At 45.6% G+C, this 281-nt stretch carries 1 pseudogene; it reads left to right on the top strand.

What is annotated here, in order from left to right:
• Positions 1–216, top strand: a pseudogene (locus DSOL_RS26495) (secretion protein F); the annotation flags it as partial.
• Between the last annotated feature and the right edge of the window lie 65 nt (positions 217–281).

The following is a 281-nucleotide window of genomic DNA, read 5'->3' as shown; positions in this document are numbered from 1 at the left end:
CTTATTTCCGTCAAGCGCGGCGACAACGGCGCAGTCTATTTTGAAATGTTGAGCCACGATTTTAAGCTCCTGGAATTGCAGCGCCTGAAGCTCATCGCCATGAAGCAGCCGGGCAAGGTGCGGAAGTATTCCTTCTTTTTGCTGGGCTGCTTTCTCCTGATGTATCTCGGTGTTCTTGGGTACGAAATTATGAACACTTTTGGAAAGCTGTTCTAAAGAAAGGAGGCTGACGGTTGAGTGATTTGAAAGAAAAATTTTACAAGGCCATTGACATGGAATAT

This window comes from Desulfosporosinus metallidurans (assembly GCF_001936615.1).
GTDB classification, from domain to species: domain Bacteria; phylum Bacillota; class Desulfitobacteriia; order Desulfitobacteriales; family Desulfitobacteriaceae; genus Desulfosporosinus; species Desulfosporosinus metallidurans.
The sequence above is the reverse complement of the archived record's forward strand: the minus strand, read 5'-3'. Positions and strand labels throughout refer to the sequence as shown.